The following is a 7895-nucleotide window of genomic DNA, read 5'->3' as shown; positions in this document are numbered from 1 at the left end:
ATACGAACTTCCTTATCGATAATATCAATGCAATTTTCAATGGGAACTTTGCATTACATAATATTATATTACCAATCGGTATATCATTCTTTGTATTCGAAGCGATAAGCTATGCTGTGGATTTATATCGCAAGCAAATGAAACCGGCCGACTCTCTTTTGGATTTCTGTTTTTATATAACATTCTTCCCGAAACTGGTAGCAGGGCCTATTATACGAGCAAAAGATTTTCTGCCGCAGATGAAAAATAAACTGCATCTGACTAAAGAAGACGCAAGTGCTGCTATATTCCTTATACTTATCGGTTTGATAAAGAAGGCGATTATATCAGATTATATCTCGACCAACTTTGTAGATCGGGTGTTCGATTCACCAATGAGCTATACTGCATTCGAGAACCTTATGGCTGTATATGGATATACGCTGCAAATATATTGTGACTTTTCGGGCTATTCAGACATTGCGATTGGACTATCCCTCTTGATGGGTTTCACGATACCGCCTAACTTTTTGACGCCATATAAATCCCAATCAGTCACCGAATTCTGGCGTCGCTGGCATATATCCCTATCCTCTTGGTTGCGGGACTATCTGTATATTTCGATGGGAGGAAACCGTAAAGGCAAGATTAGAACTTATTTCAACCTATTCATGACAATGCTGATAGGAGGATTATGGCATGGCGCATCGTGGAAATTTGTTATTTGGGGTGGACTGCATGGAACAATGCTGGCAATAGAACGATTCTTTAAGCAATTTATAAAAATACCGGACAACCGCTTCACAAGGATAATCTGCATCTTGCTAACTTTTCATTTCGTAGCATTTTGTTGGATATTCTTCCGTGCCGGAAGTTTCGAATTGGCTGGAAGTGTTATTTCAAATATTGGAAACCTAACATTTGCACCGAACGAATGGCTTGTTATTATAGAAGGATACAGAAATGTATTTATCTTACTGGTTATAGGATACATTATGCACTTCTTACCCGAAAGATTGGTTAACAATATAAAAGCGGGCTTCGATTCTATACCGTTATTCGGGAAAGCTGCTTTTGCAGGTCTTATCTTTTGGATGATATTTGCAACAGCCTCCAGCGGACCACAACCATTTATTTATTTTCAATTCTAAAAATATATTTAGTTGAACATCCACTACTTCAATCCCGGACACGAGACAGCAGTCAACAATGCATCGCCTTACTATACACCTCCGGCAAATATAGCGGCTATGCAAGAAGAATTGTCTTTTCTGACGGCATGGTACGCCGATCGGGAAGATAAAGTTTTGGTCGATAGTAAAGACGAAGTATATTATTCATACTTAACAGAACAATTCTCTGCACTAGCTCAACCAATATCTCAGAACGAGCTGAAACTATATAGATATGCAAATGTATCATTATGGGGAGTATCTCCTCAAGCGATTCGCTACTTCGAAGAACTAAATAAGGAATTAGAAATTAATCTGAATATTCCTGAATGGAGTGACGAATATAAATATCTTAATAGCAGACTAGCAGCAAGAGACTGTCTGTCTGAATTAATAAACTCTATCCCCCTACTCTCTCAAGCAGTCATACCGCAATTCTATACAAACCTGGACGATATAAACAAGGCTGTAGATACTTCGATATATCAATTATTAGCAAAAGCACCTTATTCATCATCGGGCAGGGGACTGCTGTGGCTACCGACAACAGGATTAACTCGTACCGAAAATCAGATATTGCATGGAATTCTAAAAAAACAAGGGAGTGTCTCTATCGAAAGAGTTTTAGATAAACAAATGGATTTTGCCATGGAATTTATGGCAGACGGAAAAGGAAATATTGCCTTTGCTGGCTATTCTCTTTTTTATACCAATGCGAAGGGTAGCTACGAAGCAAATTATATAGGCTCACAAAAAAGTATCATAGAACAATTGTCTGAAAAGATATCGCTAGACCTTCTTGATTCTGTAAAGAACAAACTTATCAACATATTGTCTGAAAAATTTGCAACACTTTACAATGGCTGCATCGGCGTGGATATGCTTATTTATTTAGAAGACAATGAGTATAAATTACATCCTTGCGTTGAAATAAATATGCGATACAATATGGGATTTCTCAGTTGCCGGTTGTATGAAAACTATATAGCTACGCATTCTTGCGGAAAATTCTATATAGACTTTAAACCTAAAGCAGAAGAGATGTATAACAACCATCTCTTGATGGAGGAAAAGCACCCTATCCGAATAGAAAATGGCAGAATAACCTCAGGATACCTTTCGTTATGCCCAATCAACAAAAGCAACAGATATAGAGCTTATGTATTGGTTGAAGAAGGCTTTTAATACCCATCACTATCATACGACTACAAATTTCTCCTTCTGAATTCAGCACAAATAATTGCTGTAGCTATAGCTACATTTAACGACTCTGACGTGGGATTACCTACAGGGTAGTTTGGTATATACAGTTTCTCGGTAATCAATCTTTCTATTTCAGGACGGATTCCATTACCTTCATTTCCCATAACAATAATTCCGTGAGATGTAATCTTTTTTTCGTACATATTTTCTCCATCGAGAAAAGTACCGTACACAGGCAAATGTTTATTCCGAGTTAAAAAATCTGACAAGTCTGTATAATGAATATTAACCCTCGCTAAAGCCCCCATTGTAGCTTGTACCACCTTCGGATTGTAGACATCAACAGTATCTTGCGAGCAAAATATATGATGAATACCATACCAATCAGCCAAGCGTATGATTGTACCCATATTGCCGGGATCTTGAATACCATCCAATGCCAAAACCAGCTCATCAGCAATCTCTATATCATCTACATTTTCTGATTGGTAGAAGACAGCTAACACCTGCTGTGGGTTTTGTAAAAAACTCGCTTGAGCCAACTCTCTGTCATTCACTTCTATTACGTCTTCCACATTCGCCACATCAGCCGATTTCAAGAATTCGGGATTAGCAACCAGTAACTGACATTTAATGAATGGTAGTAAATCGCTTACCATCTTATGACCTTCAGCGACAAAAGTTCCGAACTCGGTACGATATTTCTTCTCTTTCAAAGAGCGAATATATTTCAGCTTATTTTTGCTTAAACTCATTTATTTATTATCCAAATTTTACTTCACACGATACCTTAATCTAACTAAAACATTACCTCTAACCTATTTCCTTCAGGGTCTAGCGTTTCGAACTCATAATAGCCATCGCCTGTTTGCCGAGGACCTCTTAATATCTGATAGCCGGCATTCTTTAATTCCTCTGCTTTCTTATCTACTTCTTCTATAGAGTCAACAACAAACGCCAAATGAATAAGTCCTTTGTGCTGGGTTCCCACAACATCATTTGCATTATCAGGAATATCTGTTCTATGCATTATCTCTAATTGCCCGCCCGATTCGAAACTTAGAAAGTAGCTTCTGAAACCTGTGGTTTTATTTTCGTACAGTTGATTCGCTTGGGCTCCAAAATGTTTGACATAATAATCCTTTTCTTTTTCCAGGTCGGTAACCCAAATAGCAGCATGGTGAAGTTTCATAAATTATTTTAAAATCAATTTATACTCTTTTTAATAACAAAACTACAAAAAGAAACAATTAAAACCCTAAATTTGTCGTTCAATTGAATAAATAGAGTTTGCTTCAGGTTATTTTCTATGAGACATAAGTTTTTGATTCCCTTCTTTGTAGTAATACTTCTTACGATCTTCATACAGTCGTGCAGTACAACAAAATATATCCCTGACGGAGAATATTTACTGGCAAGCACTACAGTAAAGAGTGACAAAAAGGTCATGTCAACCATGGATATGGAAACCTTTATCAAACAAAAACCTAACTATAAAACCTTTGCAATATTCAAGCTACCACTTTTCTTATATAATCTATCAGGAAAAGATACGACAAAATGGGTTAATCGTACGTTGCGTAATGCGGGAGATCCCCCTGTGCTATATGATAGTACGATGCTAGAGCAGACAGTAGTCAATCTGGAGCGTATGATGACAAACAAAGGGTATATAGATGCAAGAGTTACCCCCATAGTAGAGCTAAAGAATAAAAAGGCAAAAGTAATTTATGATATAAAAGCTGGTGCACCTTATCGTATAAAGGATTATACTATTAACATCAATGACAGTGTAATAAAAAAAACAATAATACCTGCTCAGCAATACCAGCCATTGATTAGCCGAAGACGAGATAGAGGAAATCTACCTATGAGCATCGATAGTATTTTATCTCGGAACACATTGGTACACAAAAACTCTTTATTGGATTTGGATGTTCTCGATCAGGAAAGAGAACGAGTATCATCTTTATTCCGTCGAACGGGATACTATGCATTTAATAAAGAGTACGTAGGGTTTGATGCAGATACCACACTCGGCAATAATATGGTTAAGCTCGATCTCACTATCGAGCCATTTGCTACTCGTGCCGCAGATGGACAAATCACAGAAGTCCCTCACAGACAATATATAGTAGAAGACGTAGTCTTTCTGGTTGACTATAATCCTCTAACAGACCAAAGCGTTAATGAATTTGAACCTACAAGTGTATACGAAGAAGGAAGATATAAAATAAAGTATGGACCAAGAGAGCGTTACATCAGTCCTAGAACGGTTTTGGATAATTGTTATATCATGCCGGGAGCATTGTTTAATGAGAATGCAACGTCCCTTACATACAGCTCGCTAGCTCAACTTAAGATATTAAAAAACATAAATATCAGTTATTACGAATTTATCGATAATGATTCGACTAAACTGCATTGCGTGATTACCTGTGTTCCGGATAAAAAACAAGGTATTTCTGCCGAAGTGGAAGGCACTAACTCAGGCGGTTATTTTGGTGTAGGAGCGAGCGTAGGATATCTTCACCGAAACGTATTTAAAGGATCGGAGCTATTCAGCGCACGTCTGCGTGGAGCCTACGAAGCTATTACCCCTAGTTTCTCCAGCTTCTCTGACAATTATTTTGAAATTGGAGGAGAAACATCACTTACATTCCCAAGCTTTATGTTTCCTCTTTTGAGTAAAGAACAAAAGCGAAGAATACACGCCTCTACGCAATTAAATGCGAGCTATTCATTCCAACGGCGACCGGGATTTTTCACCCGTACCGTATTAGGATCGGGAGTGCAGTATATATGGCAAGACAGACGTCAATCTCTTAACCGTCACATATTTGATTTGATAGAGATTAGCTATATCCACCTTCCATCTATCGACTCAACATTCGAAAGCAAACTTTCTGCGGCAGCGAAACAGTATAGTTTTAAAGACCACTTTATTCTGGGAACAGGGTATACTTTTTCACGTACCAATGTCGCAAATGTAAACAGACGGTCTTATCAACCGATATATTCGTTACGAGCATCGATAGAAACTGCCGGAAACCTGCTCTCTCTAGCTGCTAAAATGTCAGGAGCAAAACCAGATTCTTTAGGTTCGAGACAAATATTCGGGACGAACTTTGCTCAATATGTACGGGCAACCATAGACTATAGCAAAGCATACCAAATAGACGAAAAAAACTCACTGGCATGGCATCTCGGCGGAGGACTAGCTTATCCGTATGGAAATAACCAACAGATACCTATCCAAAAGCGCTTCTTTGCGGGAGGAGCAAACAGTGTAAGAGGGTGGTCGATAAGAGAACTTGGCCCCGGGTCTTATTATTTTAAAAAATCGGCAGATGGTAATGATAAGGACAACTTTTATTATCACTCGGGTGACATACGGCTAGATGCAAGTGTAGAGTATAGAAGTAAGTTATTCTGGATTATAGAAATGGGAGCTTTTATCGATGCCGGAAATATATGGACAGTGAAGAACTATGAAGATCAACCCGATGGGGCTTTCAAATTAAATAAATTTTATAAAGAAGTCGCTGTAGCATGGGGATTAGGGTTACGCCTTAATTTCGATTTTGTACTTATTCGCTTAGACTGTGGATGGAAGGCTTATGATCCTTCGGGAGATCCCAATATAACCCGATGGCCTATCAAGGAACCTTGGCGCATAGCCAAAAATACAGCTTGGCACATCGCCGTGGGCTATCCTTTCTAATACTACATTAGCAAATTATAACATCTTAAGACTCCGCCCTATAAGTTTTAATTCTTTTTAGGCAATATGTTTTAAGCAAGCGAGTTAATAAGATGTACTTTTGCAATAAATAAAATTTCTATTTATTTGATGAAAAAATTATACATACTATTACTACTCCTTACTTTCGCAACTATTACGTGGGCTCAAACATATGAGGATATGGTAAATAGAGCCATGGATTATATAGACATGAAGGATTATGCCGCTGCGGAACAAGCTCTGAAAGCTGCTTTGCGTAAAGAACCTGCAAATCCGAACAATATCATGCTGATGGTTAACCTGGGTACAATACAACGAAACCTGGGAGAATACGAAGAGGCTCTTATATCTTATAATGTAGCAATAGAACGATATCCCGATCGGGCTTTTCTGAAACATAGCCGTGCAGCATTATATTGCGATATGGGACGATATGACGATGCCATGAAAGACTACAATACGGTATTGCTAAACGACCCGAAAGATATAGAGGCACTTTATAGACGAGGGCTGTTGCACCTCAATAACAATAATATATTTGCAGCCGAAGAAGACTTTGAAAAGACCTTAAAAGAAGCACCAGATAATCTACAAGCGAAACTGGGACAAGCTCTGATAATGAAACGAAGAGGGGAATTTAAAGAAGCAGAAGAGCTATACAGCGATTTAATATACAAACACAAAAACAACGCAGACCTGTATTTCAACAGAGCAGAATGCTACTTGCAGTTAAACAAACTGGCACGGATGAATGAAGATATAAATAAGGCTCTGGAACTAGGCTTCAGAGATCCGATTATCTATCTACTGAGAGGTCAGTTAAGACTGGCTCAGTATGACAAACGTTTGGCTAAAGAAGACTTTCTGAAAGCACAGGAAATGGGAGTAAGCCAAACAATTGTAGCCGACTTTCTCAAATTGTGCAAATAACAAAAAGCCTCGCTTTCATCAAACATAACATTTATCAATATTAACATAATTATTATCTATTTGATTTATTAAGATTATGCTTCTATATTTGCAAGTATAACAAATAAACTAATAATTAAAATTAAGTAATTATGTCAGTATTAGTAGGAAAGAAAGCACCCGTATTCAATACAAGTGCTGTAGTGAATGGAAATGAGATAGTAGAAGGCTTCTCTTTGGAACAATACAAAGGAAAGAAATATGTATTATTTTTCTTCTACCCTGCAGATTTTACATTTGTATGTCCAACAGAAATTATCGCATTCCAAGAAAAAATTGCAGAATTCGAATCACGTAACGTAGCTGTTGTTGGAGCTTCTACCGACTCAGCTTTCTCTCACTGGAAATGGTTACAAACAGAACAAAATGATGGAGGTATCAAGGGGGTTAAATATCCATTGGTATCAGACCAATCACTCATGATTTCTACTGCTTATGATGTACTGGCAGGATCATTTGACTACAACGATGAAGGTGAAGATGTATTCAACGGTGCGCCTCAGGCTTATCGTGGACTTTTCTTGATCGATAAAGAAGGTGTTGTACGCCATCAGGTAGTGAATGACATGCCGCTGGGACGTAGCGTAGACGAAGCGATACGTGTAATCGATGCACTTCAATTCACTGAAGAATACGGCGAAGTTTGTCCTGCAAACTGGAAAAAAGGAGATAAAGCTTTAAAAGCAACCCAAGAAGGGATTTCTGATTATTTATCCCATAAACATTAGTTCTGTCTTGTTTATAACGGATATAAGTTTAAGTTAATTTAGTTCCTAAAGCCGTAGTCCTTCTGATTACGGCTTTTTAATACATAAAAGGAATATATT

Annotated in this window: 7 protein-coding genes; 5 read left to right on the top strand and 2 right to left on the bottom strand. The window is 37.8% G+C overall.

What is annotated here, in order from left to right:
- Together LDB17_RS09645 and LDB17_RS09640 are read left to right on the top strand one after the other, a co-directional pair.
- The coding region (locus tag LDB17_RS09645) for an MBOAT family O-acyltransferase (RefSeq protein WP_393925013.1) at positions 1–1130 on the top strand (1130 nt) is incomplete at its 5' end.
- 12 nt (positions 1131–1142) lie between these two features.
- Entirely contained in the window at positions 1143–2336 is a 1194-nt protein-coding gene (locus tag LDB17_RS09640) for a hypothetical protein (protein ID WP_252636508.1), read from the top strand.
- Between the two features lie 20 nt (positions 2337–2356).
- On the opposite strand, the gene LDB17_RS09635 is transcribed toward LDB17_RS09640, so the two are convergent.
- On the bottom strand, positions 2357–3109 hold the full coding sequence (locus tag LDB17_RS09635; RefSeq protein WP_252636509.1) for an RNA methyltransferase: 753 nt from the start codon (positions 3107–3109) through the stop codon (positions 2357–2359).
- Positions 3110–3153: 44 nt separating this feature from the next.
- Complete coding sequence (locus tag LDB17_RS09630; protein ID WP_006842648.1) at positions 3154–3546, bottom strand: VOC family protein; 393 nt, start codon at positions 3544–3546, stop codon at positions 3154–3156.
- Positions 3547–3663: 117 nt separating this feature from the next.
- Here LDB17_RS09630 and LDB17_RS09625 point away from each other — a divergent pair, with 117 nt between their 5' ends.
- From LDB17_RS09625 to LDB17_RS09615, 3 genes are all read left to right on the top strand, one after another.
- The gene (locus LDB17_RS09625) at positions 3664–6078 is read left to right on the top strand and encodes a BamA/TamA family outer membrane protein (RefSeq protein ID WP_252636510.1); all 2415 of its coding nucleotides are present in this window, start codon (positions 3664–3666) and stop codon (positions 6076–6078) included.
- 129 nt (positions 6079–6207) lie between these two features.
- Positions 6208–7029: a tetratricopeptide repeat protein gene (locus tag LDB17_RS09620; protein WP_252636511.1), complete on the top strand. Its 822-nt coding sequence runs from the start codon at positions 6208–6210 to the stop codon at positions 7027–7029.
- Between the two features lie 131 nt (positions 7030–7160).
- A complete protein-coding gene (locus LDB17_RS09615; RefSeq protein WP_135104006.1) occupies positions 7161–7796 on the top strand; it encodes a peroxiredoxin in 636 nt (211 codons plus the stop codon).
- Positions 7797–7895: the final 99 nt, after the last annotated feature.

Origin of the sequence: Dysgonomonas sp. Shenzhen-Wh21, assembly GCF_043392705.1 — a bacterium.
Taxonomy (GTDB): domain Bacteria; phylum Bacteroidota; class Bacteroidia; order Bacteroidales; family Dysgonomonadaceae; genus Dysgonomonas.
This window is presented reverse-complemented; position numbering and strand designations above follow the sequence as displayed.

Coding starts and splice junctions, on each gene's coding strand:
- LDB17_RS09630 (WP_006842648.1), bottom strand. CDS start 3,546: ATGAAACTTCACCATGCTGCTATTTGGGTTACCGACCTGGAAAAAGAA.
- LDB17_RS09615 (WP_135104006.1), top strand. CDS start 7,161: ATGTCAGTATTAGTAGGAAAGAAAGCACCCGTATTCAATACAAGTGCT.
- LDB17_RS09625 (WP_252636510.1), top strand. CDS start 3,664: ATGAGACATAAGTTTTTGATTCCCTTCTTTGTAGTAATACTTCTTACG.
- LDB17_RS09620 (WP_252636511.1), top strand. CDS start 6,208: ATGAAAAAATTATACATACTATTACTACTCCTTACTTTCGCAACTATT.
- LDB17_RS09635 (WP_252636509.1), bottom strand. CDS start 3,109: ATGAGTTTAAGCAAAAATAAGCTGAAATATATTCGCTCTTTGAAAGAG.